This window comes from Streptomyces dioscori, from assembly GCF_003024195.1.
In the GTDB taxonomy this organism is placed as follows: Bacteria; Actinomycetota; Actinomycetes; order Streptomycetales; family Streptomycetaceae; genus Streptomyces; species Streptomyces dioscori.
Map to the genome: position 1 here is coordinate 180,631 of NZ_KZ679055.1, position 22,215 is coordinate 202,845.

General features: G+C 70.7%; 18 protein-coding genes. 5 read left to right on the forward strand and 13 right to left on the reverse strand.

Annotated elements, in window-relative coordinates; genetic code table 11:
- Window positions 1–2 precede the first annotated feature (2 nt).
- From C6Y14_RS36350 to C6Y14_RS36380, 7 genes are all read right to left on the reverse strand, one after another.
- Entirely contained in the window at window positions 3–1,013 is a 1,011-nt protein-coding gene (locus tag C6Y14_RS36350; RefSeq protein ID WP_107021153.1) for an LLM class flavin-dependent oxidoreductase, read from the reverse strand.
- A complete protein-coding gene (locus tag C6Y14_RS36355; protein ID WP_107021154.1) occupies window positions 1,010–1,987 on the reverse strand; it encodes an LLM class flavin-dependent oxidoreductase in 978 nt (325 codons plus the stop codon). The genes C6Y14_RS36350 and C6Y14_RS36355 overlap by 4 nt, the downstream gene beginning before the upstream one ends.
- Window positions 1,988–2,101: 114 nt before the next feature.
- Entirely contained in the window at window positions 2,102–3,073 is a 972-nt protein-coding gene (locus tag C6Y14_RS36360; protein ID WP_107021155.1) for an ABC transporter substrate-binding protein, read from the reverse strand.
- A gap of 125 nt (window positions 3,074–3,198) precedes the next feature.
- Window positions 3,199–3,951 carry an amino acid ABC transporter ATP-binding protein gene (locus C6Y14_RS36365; RefSeq protein ID WP_107021228.1) on the reverse strand — a complete coding sequence of 251 codons (753 nt, stop codon included), beginning with the start codon at window positions 3,949–3,951 and terminating at the stop codon, window positions 3,199–3,201.
- A gap of 71 nt (window positions 3,952–4,022) precedes the next feature.
- Window positions 4,023–4,904 (reverse strand): amino acid ABC transporter permease, encoded by an 882-nt coding sequence (locus C6Y14_RS36370; RefSeq protein WP_107021156.1) that lies wholly within the window; start codon window positions 4,902–4,904, stop codon window positions 4,023–4,025.
- Window positions 4,905–5,006: 102 nt separating this feature from the next.
- Window positions 5,007–6,878 (reverse strand): FAD/NAD(P)-binding protein, encoded by a 1,872-nt coding sequence (locus tag C6Y14_RS36375; RefSeq protein WP_199854987.1) that lies wholly within the window; start codon window positions 6,876–6,878, stop codon window positions 5,007–5,009.
- Window positions 6,875–7,720, reverse strand: coding sequence for an amino acid ABC transporter permease (locus C6Y14_RS36380; RefSeq protein WP_107021158.1), 846 nt, complete (start codon window positions 7,718–7,720; stop codon window positions 6,875–6,877). The genes C6Y14_RS36375 and C6Y14_RS36380 overlap by 4 nt, the downstream gene beginning before the upstream one ends.
- A gap of 500 nt (window positions 7,721–8,220) precedes the next feature.
- Here C6Y14_RS36380 and C6Y14_RS36385 point away from each other — a divergent pair, with 500 nt between their 5' ends.
- Window positions 8,221–9,195, forward strand: coding sequence for an ABC transporter substrate-binding protein (locus C6Y14_RS36385; RefSeq protein ID WP_107021159.1), 975 nt, complete (start codon window positions 8,221–8,223; stop codon window positions 9,193–9,195).
- Window positions 9,196–9,462: 267 nt separating this feature from the next.
- On the opposite strand, the gene C6Y14_RS36390 is transcribed toward C6Y14_RS36385, so the two are convergent.
- Window positions 9,463–10,620, reverse strand: coding sequence for a DUF5685 family protein (locus C6Y14_RS36390; protein WP_107021160.1), 1,158 nt, complete (start codon window positions 10,618–10,620; stop codon window positions 9,463–9,465).
- 288 nt (window positions 10,621–10,908) lie between these two features.
- Here C6Y14_RS36390 and C6Y14_RS36395 point away from each other — a divergent pair, with 288 nt between their 5' ends.
- A complete protein-coding gene (locus tag C6Y14_RS36395; RefSeq protein ID WP_107021161.1) occupies window positions 10,909–11,352 on the forward strand; it encodes a cell division protein SepF in 444 nt (147 codons plus the stop codon).
- A 75-nt stretch (window positions 11,353–11,427) separates the two neighbouring features.
- Here C6Y14_RS36395 and C6Y14_RS36400 read toward each other — a convergent pair whose 3' ends face one another.
- Together C6Y14_RS36400 and C6Y14_RS36405 are read right to left on the reverse strand one after the other, a co-directional pair.
- Window positions 11,428–12,609, reverse strand: a complete 1,182-nt coding sequence (locus tag C6Y14_RS36400; protein ID WP_107021162.1) for an acyl-CoA dehydrogenase family protein — start codon at window positions 12,607–12,609, stop codon at window positions 11,428–11,430.
- A gap of 213 nt (window positions 12,610–12,822) precedes the next feature.
- The gene (locus C6Y14_RS36405; RefSeq protein ID WP_107021163.1) at window positions 12,823–14,436 is read right to left on the reverse strand and encodes an MFS transporter; all 1,614 of its coding nucleotides are present in this window, start codon (window positions 14,434–14,436) and stop codon (window positions 12,823–12,825) included.
- Between the two features lie 271 nt (window positions 14,437–14,707).
- On the opposite strand from C6Y14_RS36405, the gene C6Y14_RS36410 reads away from it, so the two are divergent.
- Both C6Y14_RS36410 and C6Y14_RS36415 read left to right on the forward strand, forming a co-directional pair.
- The gene (locus tag C6Y14_RS36410) at window positions 14,708–15,877 is read left to right on the forward strand and encodes a glycosyltransferase family 39 protein (RefSeq protein WP_107021164.1); all 1,170 of its coding nucleotides are present in this window, start codon (window positions 14,708–14,710) and stop codon (window positions 15,875–15,877) included.
- A gap of 237 nt (window positions 15,878–16,114) precedes the next feature.
- The gene (locus C6Y14_RS36415; protein WP_107021165.1) at window positions 16,115–17,143 is read left to right on the forward strand and encodes a phosphatase PAP2 family protein; all 1,029 of its coding nucleotides are present in this window, start codon (window positions 16,115–16,117) and stop codon (window positions 17,141–17,143) included.
- Between the two features lie 420 nt (window positions 17,144–17,563).
- Here the strand turns inward: C6Y14_RS36415 and C6Y14_RS36420 are convergent, their stop codons facing one another.
- Window positions 17,564–17,779, reverse strand: a complete 216-nt coding sequence (locus C6Y14_RS36420) for an I78 family peptidase inhibitor (RefSeq protein ID WP_107021166.1) — start codon at window positions 17,777–17,779, stop codon at window positions 17,564–17,566.
- Between the two features lie 436 nt (window positions 17,780–18,215).
- Here C6Y14_RS36420 and ctaD point away from each other — a divergent pair, with 436 nt between their 5' ends.
- A complete protein-coding gene (ctaD, locus tag C6Y14_RS36425; protein ID WP_107021167.1) occupies window positions 18,216–19,946 on the forward strand; it encodes an aa3-type cytochrome oxidase subunit I in 1,731 nt (576 codons plus the stop codon).
- Between the two features lie 67 nt (window positions 19,947–20,013).
- Here ctaD and C6Y14_RS36430 read toward each other — a convergent pair whose 3' ends face one another.
- Window positions 20,014–20,862, reverse strand: coding sequence for a hypothetical protein (locus tag C6Y14_RS36430; protein ID WP_107021168.1), 849 nt, complete (start codon window positions 20,860–20,862; stop codon window positions 20,014–20,016).
- Window positions 20,859–22,127, reverse strand: coding sequence for a glycosyltransferase family 4 protein (locus C6Y14_RS36435; RefSeq protein WP_107021169.1), 1,269 nt, complete (start codon window positions 22,125–22,127; stop codon window positions 20,859–20,861). The genes C6Y14_RS36430 and C6Y14_RS36435 overlap by 4 nt, the downstream gene beginning before the upstream one ends.
- Window positions 22,128–22,215 lie beyond the last annotated feature (88 nt).

The window sequence follows — 22,215 nt, forward strand, 5'->3', positions numbered from 1 at the left end:
GATCAGCCCTTCCACACGGGTTCCGGCAACCCGAGGTGTGAGCGCAGCGTCGTACCGGTGTATTCCGCACGGAACGCGCCACGCTCCTGGAGCAGCGGCACGACCCGGTCCACGAACGCGTCGAGGCCGTCTGTCGCCGGATGCGGTACGAGGACGAAACCGTCGGCCGCGCCGGCCCGTACGGAGTCCTCGATCCCGGCGGCGACCGACTCCGCCGTGCCGACGAAGGACCACCGGCCGTCCGGCGCCCCGATCCCGGCGGCCCTCTCCCGCGCCTCGGCGTCCGTGGCGCCGAGTACGACGGTGGCCTCGGCCATGATCTTCAGGTCCGTGCGGTCACGGCCGTACCCGGCGAGTCGGCTCCGCACCTCGGCGTGGAGCGCACGGCCCGCCGCCGGGGTCCCGTACCGCGTGAGGAGCACCTCGGCGGTGGACGCGGCGAACGCGCGTCCCTCCGGGGAGTCGTCGGCGGGACGGATGACGACGGGGTGGCCCTGCGGGGAGCGCGGCACGGTGAACTCGCCCGCGATGTCGAAGTGCCGCCCGCGGTGCGCGAACGGGCGCACGACGCCGTCCGGCGTCCAGGAGTCCCACAACTCCCGTGCCACCTCGACGAATTCGGCGGTACGGGCGAGCGGGTCGGCGGACGCCGCCACGTTCCAGGCGGCCCGCCCGGCGCTGAGGTGGTCCAACGTGGCCAGCCTGCGGGCGAGTTCGTACGGTTCGTTGGAGGCCGTGTCGACCGTGGCGGCGAGCCCGATCCGCTCGGTGACGCCGACGAGGGCGTTCAGCACGGTGACCGGCTCGGGCCGTCCGGCCGCGTCCAGGTCGGCGAGGAGGAGGAAGTCGAACAGTCCGCGCTCGGCGGTGCGCGCGAGACGCTCGAAGGACGCGAAGTCGGCCCCGGCGGTGCTCTCGCCACCTCCGGGGAGGTACGCGGCGAGGTGCACCTGCTCGGGAAGGCGCTGGAAGGGCTCACGAGGAGGCTGCTCTGCGGGCGTCCGTACGGTCATGACGTTCCCCCTGTCACGGCGTACCGGTGGGCGGGCCTGCCCAGCCCCAGATGCTCGCGGAGCGTGCTGCCCGGATAGAAGGTGCGGAGGAGTCCGCGGTGCTGGAGCAGCGCGGCCGTGCCGTTGACCAGGCGTTCCAGGTCCCGGCGGGGCTCGACCGGGGTGAGGTGGAAGCCGTCGGCGGCACCGGTCTCGTGCCAGGCGGCGATCAGTTCGGCGAGGTCGACGGGTCCGCCGCGGTACAGCGGGCCCTGCGCGGTCTGACGCGGGCCTCCGCCGCCGTGGCCCGGTTCGGCCGCGCGCTCGCCGTCACCGAGGTCGACGGTGAGGGCGGCGAGGACCCGCAGCTCGTCCGGGTCCCGGCCGTGGGCGAGCGCGATGGCCTGCAACTCGGCCCGGATCGCCCCCACTTGGGCCGGGTTCGTACCCTGGACCAGAGCCACGTCCGCGTACCGGGCGGCGGTCGTACGCGCGTGCCGGTCGGTGGCGTCGACGACCCGTACCGGGTGGTGGACAGGGTGCGGGTCCGCACGGTCGGCGCCGGCCCACAGCCGGGCGGCCACCTCGGCGGCCTGTCCCGCCTCCTGCCACAGCGCGTCGACGGGCGCGGCGTGCCGACGACCGAAGAGGCGGGCCTCGCCCTCGGTGGTCGACACATCGATACACCAGCCCGCCCGGCCGCGGCTCACCCGGTCGAGGGTCGCCACGGCGGCCTGGACCTGGAACGGCTCGGTGTGGGTGGTGGTGACGGTCGGCACCAGCCCGATGCGGGTCGTGGCGGGCGCGACCCGCGCCAGTACGGCGAGCGCGTCGAACCCCGGCCGAGCGAAGCTGTCGCCCAGGGTCACGAAGTCGAAGCCGCCGCTCTCCGCGAGCCGCGTCAGCTCGACGTGGACCGAGACGTCGTCGTGGGCCGCCGTCTGGTCGACGGCTGCGGCCAGGTGCAGAAGCCCCCGGCCGTTCGGTGGCGTCATGGGAGGGAGAACCTTTCTGGGAGGCCCCCGTGCCGCCGCCGCGACGGCGGCGGCACGGGGCCTAGGTGAAACAGGACGTAGGTGGAACAGGACGCAGGTGGAAGGGCTCCGGCGTCAGATCTTCGGCAGGCCCGGCGGGTTGATCTCCGACTTCGGGACGGCCTCGCTCGACAGGCCCCAGCGCTTGAGCACCTTCGCGTAACTGCCGTCCTCGATCACGTGGTTGACGGCGGCGGCGTACGCGTCGACGAGTCCGCTGCCCTTCTTCGTGGTCGCGGCGATCTTGCCCTGGAGGTCGTCACCGGCGCCCGAGAGCGTGCCGACGATCTCCGACTGCCCGGCGCTGGACACGTGGTACGCGGCCGACGGGCTCGGGCCGAGATAGGCGTCGATACGGCCCGACTGGAGAGCCAGGTAGTAGTCCGTGTCCTTCTGGAAGTACTTGATGGAGACGGCCTTGCGACCCGCCTTCTCGTTCTGCTTGCTCCAGTCGACGAGGATCTTCTCCTGGTTGGTGCCGGAGGAGACGGCGATCGTCCTGCCGGCCACGTCCTCGGGCCCGTCGACCTTCCAGCCGCTGCCCTTCTTCGCCTCGAACGCGATGTTGTCGAGCCGGTAGGTGGCGAAGTCGTACTTCTCCTTGCGCTCCTCGGTCACGGTGACGTTCGAGAAGACGGCGTCGAACTTGCCGCTGTCCAGGCCGACGAAGAGGTTCTCCCAGGAGACCTCGTCGTTGTCGAGCTTCAGGCCGAGCGTGTCGGCGACGAGGGTCGCGAGGTCGATCTCGGAGCCGATTCTCGTCTTGTCGTCGGTCGCGTAGAAGCCGAGTGGCGGCGAGGCGTCGGCGCTCTGGCCGAGCTTCAGCGTGCCGCGTTCGCGGATCGCCGCCGGGACGAGCGCGGCGATCTCGTCGGCCTTCTTGCCGCGGATCCGGTTCTGGTCGGGGCCGATGTTGACGTCGCCGACCTTCTTGGTGCCGGACGAGCCCGTTCCGGTCGCCGCGTCGCTGTCACCGCCGCAGGCGCTGAGCAGCGGGGCGACGACGAGGGCTGCGACGGAGACGGCGAGGGTGCGTCGGGATGTCACGGTGAACTCCTGTGCTGGAAAGGGACGGACGGTGAACGGAGGCGGCCTCGACCGGAAAGCCGGTCGGCAGGCCGGTAGGGAATCGGCAGGCCGGTGGAGAAGTTGGTCAGGGAGCGCTCGGGACCTCAGAGGACCTTGGAGAGGAAGGCACGGGTGCGCTCGTGCTTCGGCGCGTCGAGTACGTCGCCGGGGGCGCCCTGTTCGACGATGCGGCCGTCGTCCATGAACACGACGGTGTCCGCGACCTCACGGGCGAAGCCGATCTCGTGCGTGACGACGATCATCGTGGTGCCCTGGTGGGCCAGGTCCTTGATGACGTCGAGGACTTCGCCGACCAGCTCGGGGTCGAGCGCGGACGTCGGCTCGTCGAAGAGGAGCAGCCTCGGTTCCAGGGCGAGCGCGCGGGCGATGGCCACCCGCTGCTGCTGTCCGCCGGACAGCTGCTTCGGGTAGGCGTCGGCCTTGTCGGCGAGCCCCACCCGGTCGAGCAGCCTGCGCGCCGCCTCGGTGACGTCCTTGCGGGACCGCTTCAGCGCGGAGACCGGGGCCTCGACGATGTTGTCCAGGACCGTGAGGTGCGGGAAGAGGTTGAAGTTCTGGAAGACGAACCCGATCCGGGTGCGCTGCTTGAGGATCTCGCGCTCGCGCAGCTCGTAGAGCTTGTCGCCGGAGCGCCGGTAGCCGACCAGGGAGCCGTCCACGCTGATCCAGCCCTGGTCGACCTTCTCCAGGTGGTTGATGGTGCGCAGCAGCGTGGACTTGCCGGAGCCGGAGGGGCCGAGGATGACGGTGACCTCGCCCGCGCGCACCTCCAGGTCGACGCCCTTGAGCACCTCCAGCGAACCGAAGCTCTTGTGGACGGCCCTGACGTCGACCATGGGCGCGGCAGGCCCGTCGGCCGTGCCGTCGGTGGCGGTGCCAGTGCCGGCGGCAGGGGTGGTGGGCGCGCTCATCGGGTGCTTCCCTTCGCGAAGTGGCGTTCGACGTAGTGCTGGAGGACGGAGAGCGCGGTGGTCAGGAGGATGTACCAGGCCGTGGCGACCATGAGCAGCGGTACGACCCGGCCGTTGCGTCCGTAGATGACCTGGACCTGGTAGAAGAGCTCGCCGATCGCCATGACGGAGACGATCGAGGTGCCCTTGAAGAGGGAGATCACCTCGTTGGCCGCGTTCGGCAGGATGGAGCGCATCGCCTGCGGCAGCACAATGCGGCGGATCTGCCGCAGACGTGGGATACCGAGGGCCGCGGCGGCCTCCAACTGGCCGCTGTCGACGGCCAGTACACCCCCGCGCACGATCTCGGCGGCGTACGCGGCCTGGTGCAGGGCCAGTCCCAGGACGGCCGCACTCATCGCGCCGACCAGGCCCATCGTGTCGAAGGTGAAGAAGCCCGGCCCGAAGGGGATGCCGAACTTCAACTCCTTGTAGAGATAGGCGAGGTTGAACCAGAAGAGCAGCTGCACGATCAGCGGGATGGACCGGAAGGCCCAGATGTACGCGAAGGAGACGGCCTTCAGGAACGGGCTGTCCGAGAGCCGCATGAAGGCGAGGACGATCCCGAGGGCGAAGCCCAACGCCGTACCGTACGCGGTGAGTTGCAGAGTCACCCAGACGGCCTTGAGGATCACCTCGGCGGTGAAGAACTCGGCGAACACCTCCCATTCCCAGCCGGGGTTGGTGGCGAGGCCGTGGGCGAACTGGGCGAGCAGCACCGCGGTCACGATCACGGCGGCCCAGCGCCAGGGGTGCCGCACGGGCACCACCTTGAGCGCGCCGTAGTCCTCGGGCTCGGCCGGCGCCTTGACGAAGGGTGGATCACTGGTCAGCGACATGGGGTCCTCGGGGCGGAAGGAGGGAACGGGGTGCGCGGTGCGGGCGCGGGGTGCGCCGTGGGCGCGGGTGCGGTGAACGCGCCTGCGGCTGCGGGGCGCTGGTTACGCGGCGGTGGCGCGACAGGAGAGGTCGCGCAGGAACGCCAGCGCGGCCCGCGCGGTGGCGTCGTTCTGCCGGAAGGCGGGCCCTCCGGTACGGGGCCGGGTGAAGGCGCCGGAACCCCGGGCGTCGGTGTGCGGGCCGAGCGCGAAGCGCCGTGGGTGCGGGGCGCCGGACCGGTCGAGGACGCGTCCGTCGGCGGGGTCCACGGCGAGCAGGCCCTCGGGCGTCGCGGCGGCCCCTTCGGCGTACAGCTCGCGCAGCAGGGTGTCGCGGGTCCGCTCGACCGTGGGGTGCGGCAGCCGTGCCTCGACGAGGGCGCGGGCCTCGACGTACTCGTCGGGCACGGTGGTGGTCGTGGCGCGGAAGACCCCGTCCGCGGCCGTCACGGTCATGCCGGCGCCGAGGAAGTTCAGTACGCCCGCCCGTGACAGGGCGAGCATCTGCCGCAGCCTCGGTCCGGGCGGCCCCGAGGCGAGGTAGCTGAAGAAGCCGTGCCACCAGGGCCCGATGTCGCCGAGTCGCACCAACTGCCCGTAGACGGACAGGAGTCCGAGGAACACGGCCAGGTCGGGGCTGTGCGCGGGATCGTGCCGCCGGGCGAGGTCCCCTTCGATGTAGGCGCGCAGACCGTCCTGGAGCGTGTCGTACGAGGGATGGCGTACGCCGTCCAGGGGGTGGTCGAGCGCCGCCAGATCCAGGCGGTCGGCGGGGTCGGGCACGGCGGCGGCGACCAGCGCACGGAGCTCGGCGCCGCCTGTCCCGCCTGCCCCGTCCGTTCCGCCTGTTCCGCCCGCGTCGTCGACGGCTGCGCACTTCTCGTAGCGCCGCTCGAAGTCGGTCCAGGGCATGGCCGTGCGGTCGGGGTGGGCCGCGAACAGCCGGTGGTAGTGGGCGAGGCCCAGCTCCTTCTCGACCAGCGGCCACACGTCCCGCCGGAAGTCGAACCCACCGGGCCTCGCCAGCAGTTCATCGACCTCACCGGGCCCGAAGAACCGTGGCAGCGGCGGGCGTTCGCCGGTCCAGTCGTAGCCGATCTTCGAGTGGTACGGGACCCCGCGCCGCGACCCGACGTACAGCACGGGCTCCCGCCCGGACGCCCGGTACGTCAACCCCCCGTCCGCATCGGTCTCGTAGCGGCCACCGCGGCCTTCCGTGAGGAGGACCATCAGGTCGACGAAGGCGAGCCCGAAGCCGCGTACGAGCACCGGCTCACCGGCGCCGAGGGCGGACAGATCGCTGTCGGCGGTGAAGTCGGGCGGCAGATGGACGAGGTCGTGCGCACGGGCGTACGCGGCCAACTCACGCTGTTCCGAGTCGAGTTCCGCGTCAAGATGACCGAGGGCGAGGACGACGAGGTCGGCAAGGAGCGGACGCGGCACGCCCTCCAGCCACACCTGCTGACGGCCCTCGCGCGGACCCCCGACCCGCACGGCGCGGTGGGGGTGGTGACGGACCCGGATGCCCGGCGGGAGGGCGGCGACGGTCCGCTCGTACACCCAGCGCATATAGGCGCCCTGCCGCTGCCGGTCCGCGAAGTGGCGTCCGTCCAGTTCGGCCCACTCGTGCAGGGTGGGGCCCTCCCGTACGGGTCCGGCCATGTCCACGGTGTCGTCGGTGAACATGGTGACGTCCTGGGCCTGCGAGTTCATCCACAGCAGCGGTGGCTGCTCCTCGCGCCAGATGCGTCCGCCGCCCGGCGGATACGGGTCGACGAGATGCACGTCGAGCCCCGAACCGGCGTACAGCTCGGGCGCGTTGGCGGCGATCCGCTCCAGCAGCCCGGTCCCGCGCGGCCCGGCGCCCACGATCACCAGCGACGGGCGCACCGCACCCGTCCCGCCCGCGCCGCCTGTTCCGCCCGCCCCGCTCATCGCGCGCGCTCCGAACCGCGTCCGTAGTGCCGCTCCACGTAGTACTGGCCGACGCTGAGCACGGAGGTGACGATGATGTACCAGAGCGTGGCCACCATCAGGAGCGGGATGACTTGGTAGGTGCGGTGGTAGACGAGCTGCACCGAGTAGAGCAGGTCCTGCACGGCGATCACGCTGATGATCGAGGTGCCCTTCAGCGTCCCGATCAGCATGTTCCCTGCCGGCGGCACGATGGAACGCATGGCCTGAGGCAGCACGATCTTCCACCAGCGGCGCCATCGGCTCAGCCCGAGCGCCTCGGCGGCCTCGATCTGGCCCCGGTCGACGGAGAGGATGCCGCCGCGTACGACCTCGGCGGCGTACGCGGCCTCATGCAGGGTGAGGCCGATGATCGCGACCGTGACCGGGCCGAGCAGATTCACCGTCTTCACGCCGAAGAGCGTCGGGTAGAGCGCCCCGATGTTGAACCAGAACAGCAGCTGCACCAGGATCGGCATCGACCTGAAGAGCCAGACGTACCCCCAACTCACCGCTCGCAGCACGGGGTTGCCGGACAACCGGCCCGCGGCGAGCAGGGCGCCGAGGGCGAAGCCGAGCGCCATGACGAGGCCGGTCAGCCACAGGGTGAGGCCGAGGCCGCGCAGGACCGAGGCAGAGGTGAAGTAGTCGCCGACCACGTCCCACTGGAACGCCTCGTTGCGTGCGACGGAGTTGACGGCGAGCCCGAGCAGGATCAGGACGAGGCCCGCGGCGGTCCACTGGCCGGTCCGGCGCCGGGGAACGATGCGCGAGGGCACCGCGTCTTCCGGTGCGGCCACCTTGGTGAGGGTGTGCGAGGACATGCGAAGGCTCCGTGATGCGTCGAGTCGAGTCGAACACGGGTGGTGCCTTCACGCGGATCACGGCCAAACCCCTCAGCAGGACCGTCCGTTGAGAGTACGGGGGCGTTTCCCCGGGCTGTCAAGGCTGTCCACACTGTGAGCGGTACGTCTCACGCCGGTTGACGTGCAACCGAATGCCTGTTCCACTTGTGCGCATGTATTCGCAGCAGTGGCTGGTCACGCGCTCCCACATCGACTTCGGTCGAGTGTGGTCCTCATCCTGTTGAGCTGACCCCCTGCGCGCCCGGGCCCTTCCAGGGCGGGCGCCATCCTCATTTCTTCACCCGCAGCCCCGCCTTCACACGCGCACCCCTCCCCTCGCGCTCTTCGGACCTCGTGCTCTTCGGACCTCGCGCTCCAGCACGCACTTCCTGCCCTTCAGTGCCCCCTTCGGCGCTCCCCTTCGCGTTTCCTCACCGCGCGATCCTTCGTCCCGCGCTCTGCTTCCAGGAGACCGCTCCATGCGTACGTTCCCGCGTGCCCGCACTCACCGTGCCCGCAACCAGCTCCTGCTGCCGTTCGCCCTCATCACCTCCGCGACCCTGCTGCTCACCGCGTGCGGCTCCGGCGGCGACGACACCGCGGCGGGCGGCACCGCCCAGGCCGCCGCCGGCAAGAGCAACGAGATCCCCACCACCGACGTCGTCTCCACCGTCCCGAAGAACGCGGCCGCCGCGGAACTGCTGCCAGCCGGCACCGACTCGCTCACCCTCGCCGTCAGCGTCGGCGGCTCGCCGCCCGGCACCAACTACCTGGAGGACGGCAAGACCCTCGCGGGCCAGGACGTCGACTTCGCGGACGCCGTCGCGAAGACGCTCGGCCTGCGGCTCAAGCGTGAGGCCGCGAGCTTCGAGGCGATCCTGCCGGCCCTGGACAGCGGCAAGTACGACGTCGGGGTCGGCAACTTCGGTGTCACCGACGAGCGCCGCAAGACCATCGACTTCGTCACCTACATCAACGACGGGCAGGGGTTCGCGACCCGCGAGGACAGCGACCTGGACAAGGTCACCGACCTCGCCCAGCTGTGCGGGCTGAACGTGGCGACCGGGGCGGGCACCACGTTCGAGGCCACGCTGGAGGACCAGAAGCATGTGTGCTCCGACGCGGGCGAGAAGGCGTACAAGGTGCAGACCTACAGCGAGCAGGGTGCGCTGTGGTCGTCGCTGCAGCAGGGGCGCAGTGATGTGGTGATGAGCACGATCAACGGGCTTCGGTATGCCGTCGCGCGGCAGGAGGGGCTGAAGTTCCTGAACGAGTTCCGTCGGCTGGATGTGGGGTTCGCGTTCAAGAAGGGCACGAAGCTGGCGCCTGCGGTGCAGGCGGCCGTGAACGGGCTGATCTCCGACGGCACGTACGCGAAGATCCTCAAGAAGTGGGGTACGACGGGCTCGGCGATCACCAAGTCCCAGATCTCCCCACCAGAACTCAAGGACTGACCCACCAAGACCTCCGCCCCCGCCGCCCCTACCCATTCCCGTCCACGCATGGGGGCTCCGCCCCCGAACCCCCATTGCGCAGTTCCCCGCGCCCCCAGGCACCTGGGGTCCGCCCTACCTTTCAGGGCCGCGGGAAACTCCGCAGTCTTTCAGGGGCGCGGGGAACTGCGCGGCCAGCCGCAGCGGACCCGCACCCGACAACGCGTCCCTAGGCACCCAGGGGCGCGGGGAACTGCGCAATCTGTTGGGCCGGCCACAGCGCAGCGATCAGCAGCTGCAGTCGCAACCGCAACCGTCACAACAGCAATCGCATCCGTCACAGCACTCGCAGCAATCGCAGCACCCGTCACAGCCGTCACACCGCTGACAGAACCCCGGCTTCTGCTCCCCCGACCACGGATCGTGGTACTCCCCGCAGCACATCTGACACGTACAGGCCAGCCCCACCCACACCGCGCACCCCGCGAGCAGCCCCCGCCGGTCACGCCGCGGCGGCTCGGGCGGCGGAGGCGGGCCCCCCGGGCCCGAGGGCGCGTACGGGTTGCCGTACGAAGTGGCGTGCGAGCAGGACGCCGTCCCGAACGCCCGGTCCACCGAGTTCCGCAGCTCGTGCACGAGCAGCACATGCGCCAGCTTCGCGTTCGTGAACTCCACGTCACGCAGCGCGAGCCGCATCCCGTGCAGCGCGTCGTCGGCGAGCCGCCGCGCCTCCGCGAGCGACGCCCCCGTGGCGGTGAGCGGGTTCCAGGCACCGGCGGCGGCATCGGCCGCCCGGTCCTCCACCGCGTCCAGCAGATGCGCGAGCCGCCCGAAGAGCCGCCCGGCCTCGGCGAGCGGCGCCGCGTTGCCGGGCCGGCCCGCCAGGACCGCGGTGTGCGCGAAGGCCGCCGCGGTCGCGGACTCGGTCGGCTCGGTGACGGTCAGCAGCGGTGTACCGGGCCCGGCGAGCGTCTCGATGCCCACCTGCCGGTCCACCGCGTCGACGAGCACCGCGGTGTCGAACCCGACGGCCGAGCCGGTCCTGGCGCCCGCCCTGCTCCAGTTCGTGGCAACGCGGCGCGCCGCGAGCGCCACCGGGCGGCGCGCCAGCAGCCCGTCCCCGTCGGCCATGTGATCGCGCATCTTCGCCGAGGCGAGCACCAGCGAAACGGCCGCGGCGAGCCGCGCTCCCTCACCCTGCGCTACCGATGCGCTCCGCATTCCGCGCAGCGGACAAGGCCCCGCGGTACGCCGCCACTCCGTTCCCGGCGCGGCCTGAGCCTCCGTCAGAACCGATATCAGCAAGCCGTCATAGTTCGTGACGACGCGCGCGAACTGTCCGTGGTCTCCGCGCAGTGCGAGGCAAAGCCCGCACAAATGCGCCATCCATTGGGTTTTGAGGTTCTCTCCGAGCCGATGACGGCAGGGCCTGACGATTCCGAACACGACGATCCCCCGTGGTGTGTACGACGTTGAGCTGCGGCGTCCTGGCGGCGGCTCGTTCACCCGAACGCTCCAGCCGTCACCCGTCCGCCGTGAAGAATCATATTTCACTCACAGTCAGCAGCGGTGTAGCGCAGGACCCTTGGGGTACGCGGGCTCTCGACGAATTCGCTGTGCACCAGTACCGTCACGAAACCCCAGCGCGGCGTCTATCCCCTTGGCGCGACATCCGCATCATGCACGACCATGGGGATGCGGAAAGAAGAAAGACCGCTGTGAGAGGAGGCGTCCATGGGATCGGTGCGCAAGGCGAGTGCCTGGCTTGGCCTCGTCGACGACAACGATGACGAGCGTTACTACGACGACGACTACGCCGAGGGATCCGAGACCGGGAGCCGGGAGGTCTGGGTCACGGATCCTCGGGTCAAGGTGGCATCGGAAGCCGCCGAGGAGAAGGGCCGACGGATCGGCACGGTCACCCCGGACAGCTTCCGGGACGCCCGTGGCATCGGTGAGCTCTTCCGCGACGGTGTGCCCGTCATCATGAACCTCACGGCCATGGAGGCCGCCGACGCCAAGCGCGTCGTCGACTTCGCGGCCGGCCTGATCTTCGGCCTGCGCGGCTCGATCGAGCGCGTGTCGAACCGGGTTTTCCTGCTGACCCCCGCCGACACAGAGATCGTCAGCGGGGAGCCCGCCGCCCGTCGTGTGGACGGCTTCTTCAACCAGAGCTAGGCAAGGCCGCTCACCGGACCCGTCTCCGGGCGCCGCGGTGGGACATCCCGGCCGGGGTCCTGCCGAACCGGGGTCCTACCGGAACGCGTCGAGACCGGTGAGCGCCTTGCCCAGTACCAGTTGATGCATCTCGACGGTGCCTTCGTAGGTCAGCACCGATTCGAGGTTCGTCGCGTGGCGCATGACGGGGTATTCGAGCGAGATCCCGTTGGCGCCGAGGATCGTCCGCGCGGTGCGGCAGATGTCGATCGCCTCCCGTACGTTGTTGAGCTTGCCGAAACTGACCTGTTCGGGACGGAGCCGTCCCGCGTCCATGCGCCGGCCCAGGTGGTGGGCCAGCAGAATCCCCTTGTGCAGTTCGACCGCCATGTCGGCGAGCTTGGCCTGGGTGAGCTGGAATCCGCCGATGGGCCGCCCGAACTGCTCACGCGTCTTCGCGTACTCCACCGCCGCCTCGAAACTCGCCCGCGCGGCGCCCATCGAGCCCCACACGATCCCGTACCGGGCGTGGGACAGACAGCTGAGCGGGCCCTTGAGCCCGGTGACGTCGGGCAGTACGGCGTCGGCGGGCAGCCGCACCTCGTCGAGGACCAGTTCGCTGGTGACCGACGCCCGCAGTGACCACTTGTGCTTGATCTCCGGCGCGGAGAAGCCGGGTCGGTCGGTCGGCACGACGAACCCGCGGATGCCGTCGTCGGTCTGCGCCCACACGACGGCGACGCCCGCCACGGACCCGTTGGTGATCCACATCTTGCGTCCGGTGAGGACCCAGTCGCCGCCGTCCCGCTTGGCGTACGTCCGCATGCCCGCGGGGTCGGACCCGTGGTCGGGCTCGGTCAGCCCGAAGCAGCCGATGACCTCGCCGGCGGCCATCCGCGGCAGCCAGGTCTGCTTCTGCTCCTCGCTGCCGAACCGGTGGATCGCGTACATGGCGAGCGAGCCCTGTACGGAGACGAGCGAGCGGATTCCGGAGTCGGCGGCCTCCAGTTCCAGGCAGGCGAGGCCGTACTGCACGGCGGAGGCGCCGGCGCACCCGTATCCGTCGAGCGACATCCCGAGGGCGCCGATCCCGCCCAGCTCGCGCGCCAGCTCCCGGATCCCGGGCAGCTCCCCCTGCTCGTACCAGTCGGCGACATACGGCAGCACCCGGTCCGCGGCCCAGGCCCGCACGGTGTCCCGGACCGCCAGATCCTCCACGCTCAGCAGATCGTCGACCCCGAGCGGATCGGCGGGATCGAACGGCGGCAACTTCGACATGGAGACCTCCGACGCATAAAACTAGCAGTGGTAACTACGGGCGCCTCAGACCGTACGACGCGCTACGACGCACGTCCAGGACCGCACAGAAACCACCTCTCACTGCCCCGCAGCCGCCGACGGCGGGGCCGCCCCACGGGAAACCCGCACGGTGTAGCGCCCCGCACGGGCGGAGCGGGCGGGTAAGGCTTGGGCGCGAGCCACGACGCACGGTCAGCGAACAGACTCGAAGGGCACGGGAGCACCGGAGCCCTCCCTCGGCCCCGGCACCTCAGCCCGAGAGGGCTCCCCGCACTCCATCGCCCGGGGCAACCGCAACGCCATCACCGCCCCCAGCAACAACAGCCCCGCACTCACCAGCAACGTCACATGCAGCCCGTGCACGAACGCATGCCGCGCGGCGGACCGCAGAGCCTCCCCCGACCCCCCGCCCAGCCGCGCAGCGACCTCGTACGCCTCCCCCAGCGAATGCCCCGCCGCGGCGGCGTCCCGGGGCGGCACCCCCGAAACGGACGCGAGCCCGGGCGCGTACGCCGCGTTCATCACGCTTCCGAGGAGCGCGATCCCGATCCCCGCCCCGAGCTGGTACGACGTCTCGCCGATCGCCGCCGCCCCGCCGGCCTGTTCCGGCGGAGCCTCGCTCAGCATCGACTCGTACGCGCCGAAGAGCGTGACCTCCAGGCCGAAGCCGAGCATCACGAAGCCGGTCAGCAGGAGCGGGGCGTTGTCCTCGCCGCCCATCGCCGTCAGTGTGACGACCGCGGCGGCGGTGAGGCAGAAGCCGGCGCACACCATGGTCCGCGGCCCGAAGCGCTGCAGCAGCTTCGCCCCGGCGAGCCCCGCGGCCATCGCGGCGACGGTGAGCGGCAGCAGCCGCAGCCCGGTCTCCAGCGGGGAGAGCTCCAGGACGAGCTGGAGATACTGCGCGGCGATCAGTTCCAGCCCGACCAGCGCGAGCATCGCCAGCACGATGCAGCCGACGGACGTACTGAAGGCGGGCCGGGAGAACATCGTGAGGTCGACCAGCGGATGGCGCCGCCGACGCTGCCGCCGTACGAAGCCGACGAGGAGTCCGGCCCCCAGCATCAGCGGTACCGCGGTGAAGAGGCTCAGCGGGTCCTCTCCGCCGCCGAGCCGCTTCACGCCGAGCACCACGCCGAAGAGGCCGGCCGCGGCCATCAGTGCGCCGACGACGTCCCACGGTCCGTCGCGCTCGCCCTTCGACTCGGGCAGCAGGAGCCGTCCGACGGGCAGGCTGACGAGCATGAGCGGGATGTTGATGAGGAAGACCGAGCCCCACCAGAAGTGCTCCAGGAGGAATCCGCCGAGAAGCGGTCCGACGGCCGCGCCCACGGCGGCGACGGCGCTCCAGACACCGATGGCGAGGGCCCGCTCGCGCCGGGCGGGAAAGACCTGCCGCAGGATGGACAGCGTCGCGGGCATGATCATCGCGCCGCCGACGCCGAGCAGGGCGCGCGCCGCGATCAGCACCTCCGCACTGTCGGCGAGGGCCGCGACGGCGGAGGCGACGCCGAAGAGCGCGTAACCGAGGAGGAGGACGCGTCTGCGGCCGATCCGGTCACCCAGGGTGCCGAAGAGGATGAGGAGCGAGGCGCAGACGAGCGGGTAGATGTCGACGATCCACAGCAGCTCTATCGCGCCGGGCGTGAGGTCCTCGGAGACGGCGGGCACGGCGACGTGGAGCACGGTGGCGTCGACGGCGACCAGGAGCAGGCTGACACACAGCACCACAAGGACGACCCAGCGGCTTGCACCGGCCCCGGTCTCCCGACGGCGACGCGCGGCGGCCGTGGTCGTCCCGGACATGTACGTACCTCCCAGATGTTCCCTCGCGTTCGGCGATCCGCTGGGTGGGGACTCCCTGCGACTGCGGCTCGGGAGGAGCGGTGTCCCGGCCCACGCAACAAAGGCGAGTGAGACGTCAGAGTACGCGAGTTCCTCCCGGCGCCGGGTGGCGGACCTCTCACGTTCTCCTGGGACACGTGTGGCGTGCGCCACGCCGCTCCACGCCGGGCCGTGTGCCGGAGCACGCCCCCGCCGGGGTCCGCGGTTGCGGGCCCCCTCGATAATCGAGCCCGTGACCGACCTTGAGACGCCCGCCGCGCCGCCCCGCCCGGGGCCGTCCTGGCGCCGCGCCGCGCCCGCCCTCCTCGGGTACGCGGCGGTGCGCGCGCTCGGCCTGCTGGTGCTCACGGTGTGGAGCGCCACGCGGGACACGAGCGCGCTGCGGCTGCTCTCGGCCCGCTGGGACTCCCTCTGGTACTCCCGGGTCGCCGAGCTGGGTTACGGCTACGAGGTGCGCCTGCCCAACGGCGACGTGCACTCGAACCTGGCGTTCTTCCCCCTGCTGCCGTGGCTGGAGCGGGCGGTGTCGGCGGTGTCCCCTCTCTCCGCCGCGCACGCGGGCCTGCTGGTCAGCTGGCTCGCCTCGCTCGCGGCGGCCTGGGGGATCTTCGCGGTCGCGGACCAGGTGTACGGCCGCCGGGCCGGAGTCTGCGCCGTGCTGCTGTGGGCGGTCCTGCCGGTCGGCATCGTGCAGTCGATGGCGTACAGCGAGTCGCTGTTCACGGCGCTCGCGGCCTGGTCCCTGTACGCGGTCCTGACCGGCCGCTGGCTGACCGCGGGCCTGCTCGCCTCACTGGCGGGTCTGACCCGCCCGGTGGGCGCGGCGGTCGTTGCGGCCGTGTGGGTGACGGCGATCGCCTCTTTCGTACGGGAGCGGAGCGTGCCCGACGAGGAGGGCGCGTCCTGGTGGCGGCGCGCCCTGGCCATGCTGATCGCGCCCCTCGGCGCGGCGGGCTACGTCCTGTGGGTCGGCCGTCGCACGGGCGGGGGCCCGCTCGGCTACCTCGACGTCCAGGCGGGCTGGCGCAACGGCTTCGACGGCGGTTACGCGTTCGCCCGCTTCGTCGCCGACAAGTTCACCTCGTTCCCGTCGGCCCTGGCCGGGCTGGCCCTGATCGCCGGAGTCGCCCTGCTCGTACGGCTGTACGTGATCTGCGTACGGCAGCGCCAGCCGTTGCCGCTCCTGGTGTACGCGGGGGTCGTCACCGCCCTCGCACTGTGCGCGTCGAGCTATTTCGGCTCGAAACCACGCCTTCTGCTGCCCGCCTTCCCTCTTCTCCTGCCCCTCGCCCTGGCCCTCGCGCGACGGCGAACGTCCAGGTCGGCGTGGGTGCTGGGCGGTGTGGCGGTGGCGTCGGCGGTGTACGGCGCGTGGTGGCTGAACGGGTCGGGTCCGCCGTGATCACACACGGTGGCCGGTGAGCGCCCGGAGAAGCGCACGCAAGCATTCGGTGAACGAATTCGAAAGCGCCATAAAACTCCGCTCCGGAATGATCAATCGAATTGAAGGAAGAGCGGACGGGGGATTCCATAATCCACGGCGATAAACCCCCTTCTGAGAGCAATCCCACATCACATCGTCATCACAAAGACGGTGCTTCGGCCTGGAACACAGCTCACTCGCTGTAACGTCGATTGGGTGCGTACCGAACGAAAGCTGACTCGTCTGGACCGGGTCTTCGCCCGGCTGGACCGTGAGCCGGAACGACCGGCCCACATCGACGTGCCCAGGATGAGCCGGCACCGGGTGGTCCTCTTCGCGTCCACGCTCGCCTTCTACGCGGCCATCGTGTGGGCCGTCGTGATCACCTCATGGCTGGTCCGGCTCGACTGGCAGGTCATGTTCTTCCGGCCGTACCAGCAGTGGCCGGAGATCCACGCGTTCCTCGACTACTACGTGGTCCTGGGCCAGCGCGGCCCCACCGCCGTGATGATCGCCGCCTGGCTGGGCTGGCGCTCCTGGCGGCAGCACACACTGCGCCCGCTGCTCACGCTGGGCGCCTCGCTGCTGCTCCTGAACCTCACGGTCGGCGCGGCGAAGATCAGCATGGGCCGACTCGGTCCGCACTACGCGACCAGCGTCGGCTCGAACGAGATGTGGCTGGGCGGCGACATATTTCCTTCGGGGCACACCGCCAACGCCGTCGTGACCTGGGGCATCCTCGCCTACCTGGCCTCGACGCCGCGCGCCCGCCGGTGGCTGTCCGCCCTCTCCGCCGTGGTCTCCCTCGGAGTCGGCCTGACCACGGTGTACCTGGGTACGCACTGGCTGAGCGATGTGGTGCTCGGGTGGGCCGCGGGACTGCTGATCCTGCTGGCGCTGCCATGGTTCGAGCCGCTGATCGCCCGTGCGGAGTCCGGCATCTTCGATCTGCGGGACGCATGGCGCGACCGCCGTCGTGGCGCGTCTCCGGCTCCGGCTCCGGCTCCGGCCGAGGTGCCCGTGCCGCTCACCCCGATCGGCAGCCCGGCTGGTGAGCAGGAGCCGGTGGTGCGTGAGCCGGTGGCCGCGTCCCGGCCGGCCCGGCCGCCTGGGCATATGGCCCCCGGGCCGCATCTGAGCCGCTCGGAGCGTACGCCGGTGACTCCGCTGGGCAGTCGGCGTCCGCCGCAGTCGGACCGGGTGACACGTGGCACGCAGCCCGCACGGCCCCTGGCCGGGGGCTGAACACGGTCCAGCCACGGCGGGGCCGGTACGCACACCACTCCCCCCACGCACTTCCGTCTGCGGCCCGGTGGGGGCTGACCGCGCCGTTCCCCGCGCCCCTGAAGGCGCCCTGGCCCGCGCTCTTGAGCCTGCGGCCCGGTGGGGGCTGAGCGCGCAGTTCCCCGCGCCCCTGACGGGGCGCAGCCCCGCTCTTAAGGGGCGCGGGGAACTGCGCGGCCAACCCCCACGCACCCGCGCGTACAAACGCACCGGCCCCGCCCCGCCAGGGGCACTTTCAGGGGCGCGGGGAACTGCGCGGCCAACCCCCACGCACCCGCGCGTACAAACGCACCCGGTTCCGCCCCGTCAGGGGCACTTCAGGGGCGCGGGGAACTGCGCGGCACGCCCCCACCAGCCCGTACCCGCCCCGTACCGGCCAGGTCACCCCTTCCAGCAGCGCGTGACCCGTCCGTCCGTGACCTCGAAGTTCAGGCGTCCGGACAAGTACTCCATCGTGATGATCGCCCCCGGCGGCAACGCCCGCACGGTCGACCACCCGCGCGCACGAGCCTGCCGCTCCGCACCCCCCGCGTCGAGGCCGACATACGCGTCCGGAGTGTCCGAGGGCTCCGCGGGCGGAGTGGGAATGGGTGCCATGCCGCCACGTTAGGCGCCCCCGCGCGGACACGGAACCCCGGCCCCGCCACCATCAGTCACCGGTCCCCCTCCGGTCACGCTTCTGTCACAGGACAACGACATCCGTTCCGCCCGCCCCGACATCAGCGGTTACGCGACAAGGCGTCACACGAACGGGCGGTTCCACACGTTTTCCGCCCGCCTTCGAACGTAATTCTGCGCCGCCCGGGACTATCTTCGAAGCGGCTCCGAATGCCACGGCCAAAAGCGGGTATCCGGACCGTTTTCCCTGCCTTTCCTTTCCGATTGCGCGGCTCCGCAAGGAAGTTGGCCCGCCACAGGAAATACATGGTTCAAGCACAGAGCCCACGTACGCCCCCTGTCGGAGCGCGGTGCCACGCGAGCATCATGGCGTGTGCTTCAGGAGGCCCGGGACGCGACGAGCGAGGGGGCGGCGATGGGGACGGACACCGCACAGGCGGCGCTACGGCCCGTACCGGTGAGGCGGCCGGGACGGCTGGTCGTGGACTGGCTGACGACCACCGACCACAAGAAGATCGGCCACCTCTACCTCATCACGTCGTTCGCCTTCTTCCTGGTCGGCGGTCTGATGGCACTGCTGATGCGGGCGGAGCTGGCGCGGCCCGGTACGCAGCTCATCGACAACAACACGTTCAACCAGATGTTCACGATGCACGGCACGATCATGCTGCTGCTCTTCGCGACGCCGACCTTCGCCGGTTTCGCCAACGAGATCATGCCGCTGCAGATCGGCGCGCCCGACGTGGCCTTCCCCCGGCTGAACATGCTGTCGTACTGGCTGTTCCTTTTCGGCGGGCTGATCGTGCTGGGCTCGCTGCTGGTGCCCGAGGGCCCGGCGAACTTCGGCTGGTTCGCGTACGCGCCGCTGAACAGCATGGAACGGTCACCCGGTATCGGCGCCGACATGTGGATCATGGGTCTCGCGCTGGCCGGCTTCGGCACGATCCTCGGCGCGGTGAACTTCCTGACGACGATCATCGGGATGCGCGCCCCGGGCATGACGATGTTCCGGATGCCGATCTTCACCTGGAACACGCTGTTCACGTCGATCCTGATCCTGCTGGCGTTCCCGGTGCTCGCTGCCGCGCTCCTGGTCCTGGAGGCGGACCGCAGGTTCGGCTCGCAGGTCTTCGCCTCGGCGAACGGCGGGGCACTGCTGTGGCAGCACCTCTTCTGGTTCTTCGGGCATCCCGAGGTCTACATCATCGCGCTGCCGTTCTTCGGGATCATCACGGAGATCATCCCGGTCTTCAGCAGGAAGCCGGTCTTCGGTTATCTGACGCTGGTCGGCGCCACGATGGCCATCACCGGTCTGTCGGTGGTCGTGTGGGCCCATCACATGTTCGCGACGGGCGCGGTGCTGCTGCCGTTCTTCTCGTTCGTGTCGTTCCTGATCGCGGTGCCCACGGGGGTGAAGTTCTTCAACTGGACCGGCACGATGCTGAAGGGGTCGCTGTCCTTCGAGACGCCCATGCTCTGGGCGACGGGCTTCCTGGTGTCGTTCCTGTTCGGCGGGCTGACGGGGGTGATCCTGGCCTCGCCGCCACTGGACTTCCACGTCACGGACACGTACTTCGTGGTGGCGCACTTCCACTACGTGGTGTTCGGCACCGTCGTCTTCGCGACCTTCGGCGGCTTCTACTTCTGGTGGCCCAAGTTCACCGGCAAGATGCTCGACGAACGCCTCGGCAAGCTGCACTTCTGGACGCTGTTCGTCGGCTTCCACACCACGTTCCTGGTGCAGCACTGGCTGGGCGCGGAGGGCATGCCGCGCCGCTACGCCGACTATCTGGCGGCCGACGGGTTCACGGCGCTCAACACCATCTCGTCGATCGGCGCGTTCCTGCTGGGCATGTCGACGCTGCCGTTCCTCTACAACGTCTGGAAGACGTCCAGGTACGGCGTGCCCGTCGACTCCGACGACCCCTGGGGCTTCGGCCGCTCACTGGAGTGGGCGACCTCGTGCCCTCCCCCGCGGCACAACTTCACCACGCTGCCCCGGATCCGTTCCGAGTCGCCGGCGTTCGACCTGCACCACCCGCGGTTCGCGGCGATCACCCCGCCCCAGACCCGCTCCGGCCAGGAGGACAGCCCGCAGATCCGCTTCGGGCAGGAGCGTCCGGGGGCCGGCCCCGAGCAGTACTGATCGTGTCCGCACCGTCCGCGGGCGCGTCGTGGCCGGGCGCGCAGTTCCCCGCGCCCCTTCGGGCCCCCTAGCCTGCTGCCGCCGTGACGGCCACCGAGAGGTCGTTGTCGCCCGTGTAGTACGGCCCGGCCGTCACCGTGCCGTACTCCGTCTCCACTGTGACCTTCGGGTACGTGAAGATGGGCTTCTTGTCGGCGATGTCGTCGAGCAGCCGCGCGATCCGTACCCGCGGCCCGCTCTCCCCCGCCGGACGCAGCCACAGGTCCCACACGCCCTCGGGCAGATCGCCGTAGTCCACGGTGAAGCGGAACAGCGCCTGGTCCCGCTGGACCCCGATCCTCGGCGCGTCGGCCCCCGCCCCGGGTTCCGTCTCCTCGCGGCCGGCCAGTTCGACGTACGCGTCCGGGGTGAGCGCGACCCCGTACACCTGGCCGTGGACGCCGAGGCCGCCCTCTCCTACGTGCAGTTCGCCGGCCTCCGCGTGCGGGGCGCGCAGCCAGCTGCGGACGGAGAGGTTGCCGTGCTTGGTCGCGTACGGGATACGGACGGCGACATGGCCGCGCGCGCCGCTCGGCACCCGGTCGACGAGGGAGCGCAGGTCGTTGAGGCCGGGGGTCAGGCGCTGCGGTTCGCCGTCGCCGGTCTGCGCGAAGGCGTCCCAGCGGCCCTCGGGCAGTTCGACGCCGCTGGGCAGCGCGGCGCGCAGCCGGCCGTCGGCGGCCGGGGCGAGCGGCAGCCGGACCTCCTGGACGCCGTCGCGGTGGATCAGCACGAGGTGGGTGTCACCGCTCTCGCCCGTCTCGGCCATGTCGAAGGTGAGACCGCCCGCGGAGTCGGCGAGGCAGTCGGCGCGCGGCGGCATGGCGGCGTCCTCGTCGGTGGGTGTCTGCGCGGTCTGCGGAGCCAGCGTCATCATGCGGAACGCTCCTTCCCGAATACGGTCAGTCCGGCGTCCCGCACGGCGTACGCGCTGCCGAGCAGGGCTCCTCGGGTGCGGTGCAGTGAGCCGCGCACCCGGCCGATCTTCGTGGTGCCGCCCCGTGAGACGAGACCGCCGAAGATCGATTCGTAGCGCTCGGCGATCCGGGACGGGTCGAAGCGCTCGGAGTCCTTGAGCGCCGCGTCCGCCATCCGCCGGCGCAGCGTGTCGTCGTTGATGAGTTCGAGCAGGCCGCCCGCGATGGCCTGGACGTTGCCGACCTGTACGAGGCGTCCGTCGACACCGTTGTCGATGATCTCCCCCGGGCCGTGCGGGCAGTCGGTGGAGACGACGGGCAGGCCGCAGCGCATGGCCTCGACGATGGTCATGCCGAACGATTCGAGGCTGGAGGTGACGGCGGCGATGGAGCCCTTGGCCCACTCCGGTTCGATGGGGTTGGCCGCTCCCATCAGCAGTACGTGGTTGTAGAGGCCCAGTTCGTCGATGAGGTGGCGCAGTTTGTCCTTCTGCTTCCCGCTGCCGTAGATCCGCAGGCGCCAGTCGGGCCGCTCGGCGCGCACCAGGTCGAAGGCCTTGATGAGCAGGTCGTACCGCTTGACCGGGGCGAGCCGGCCGGCCGCGACGACCCATTTGCCGTTGCCGTCCGCGGGCTCTATGCCGGGCGCGGGCACCGAGTTGGGCACGGCTTCGACGTGCACCCCGGGCAGCCGCATCTTGGTGCGGTACGCGGCGGCGTCCGCCTCCGTGGTCGTGGTGACCGCGTCGAGACGCGGGTAGGCGCCGCGCAGTTCGGTGCGCAGTCCGACGGAGTGGCTGTCGAGGGTGAGGTGCTCCTGGCCGACGCGGGCCGGGCCGCGCCTGGTCTCGCGGGCCAGGTGCACGTTCAGGCCGGGGCGGGTGCCGACCACGACATCGGCGTCGACGGTGGAGAGGTGCTCGGCGATACGGCGGTCGGTCAGGGCGCTGTACTGCTCGTAGCGGATCTCTCCCTTCGGGAAGACCCGGGCAGGTTTCCGGTAGTCGGGGTCGTCGCCCTCGTACCCGGGGCCGCCCCTGCGCAGGTCCACGAGGTGGCGCAGGCGCACGCGCGGGTTCCGTGCGAAGACCGGCTCCTCGCGGTGGCGGAGGACGGAGACGATCTCCACGTCGTGCTGTTCGGCCAGGGTGTTCGCAAGGTTGTACGTCGTCCGGATCGTCCCACCGATTCCGTAGGCGTTGTGTATAAGGAAGGAAATCTGCATGCGTCCCCGTATCTCCGGCTCGTCCAGCTACCAGAGGGTTAGACCTGGGTACGGATGCGATGGTTGGGCTTGCTTATCACTCTGTTCC